Source organism: Dorea sp. AM10-31, from assembly GCF_003435815.1.
GTDB lineage: Bacteria > Bacillota > Clostridia > Lachnospirales > Lachnospiraceae > Dorea_D > Dorea_D hominis.
Genome location: NZ_QTUV01000015.1, coordinates 1 through 1220, shown reverse-complemented (window position 1 = coordinate 1220; position 1220 = coordinate 1). Strand labels below are relative to the sequence as shown.

The window sequence follows — 1220 nt, the reverse complement described above, 5'->3', positions numbered from 1 at the left end:
GATATTGTCCGGGTTGTTCATAATCCGCTGCATATCTATTTTCCTCCTGAATCTCCTATGTCATTTCTATAATAATGCTCTATACTATTACGTGATACCCACGGATTGTTCCGTGCTGCGTGGTATCACTAAGCCTCCATCTCTGGCACGAGCACAACCTTCAGTGCTCCGTTCTCGCCTGTCTTCGCGATGTGGAATCCTTCTTCCCATTTCTCCAGTGGGAATTTGTGTGTTACGACGCCGTCTGTCGGCAGTTTGCCGTTGCCGATCCATTCAATGACTGTGTCATAGCAGAACGGGCTTAAGTGTACACCGAGAAGGTCTAATTCTTTACGGTCAGAAATAATACTCCAATCTACGGTTACCGGCTGTCCGAATACAGAGAACTCTACGAATCTTCCCATCTTACGGATGCAGTCCAGTCCCTGCTGTACGCTGGACGGATGTCCGCTTGCTTCGATGTAAATATCGCATCCGTATCCGCCTGTCAGTTCTTTGATCTTTGCAACAACATCTTCTTTTCCAGGGTTCATAACCAGGTCAGCTCCGAACTCTTTTGCTTTCTCAAGACGTGCATCATTCATATCCAGTACGATGAGGAGCTTCGGATTTGCCTGACGGAGTGCACCTACCATACCAAGTCCGAGTGTTCCTACACCAGACTGTACAACAACGTCGGTTGTCTTAACCTGTGCACGGTCTACGCAGTGGAAAGAGCATGCATATGGCTCGATCAACGCTGCCTGCTCGATCGGCATATCTGCCGGTACGAAATATGGAAGAGCTTCTTTTGTCAATTTTACATACTCAGCCATACCACCATTTACGTTCTTCTGGAATCCGAACAGATCATGTTTCTCACACATCCAATGACGGCCTGTCTTACAGAACATACACTCTCCGCAAGGAACGATCTGTTCCGGACAGATACGGTCGCCTAATTTCCAGTTTCCTTTTACGTTTGGTCCGATCTCTACAACTTTACCAACGAACTCATGTCCCGGGATCATCGGTTCTTTGATGTACTTCGGCTGTCCGTCAAATCCCCAGAAGCTGGCAGCTCCTGCATACGCTTTCGTATCACCTGCGCAGATACCACATGCTTCTACTTTTAAGATCATCTCGCCCTCACCGGCTCTTGGTGTGTCCACCATCTCAAATCTGTAGTCTCCAGGTGCATACGCAACGATTGCTTTCATTTTCTCTGGTAAATTGCTCAT

The 1220-nt window shown here is 47.5% G+C and carries 1 protein-coding gene; it reads right to left on the bottom strand.

What is annotated here, in order from left to right:
* Positions 1-128: 128 nt before the first annotated feature.
* Positions 129-1220 (bottom strand): alcohol dehydrogenase catalytic domain-containing protein (locus DW125_RS13840; RefSeq protein WP_021860017.1); only part of this gene is annotated, 1092 nt, incomplete at its 5' end.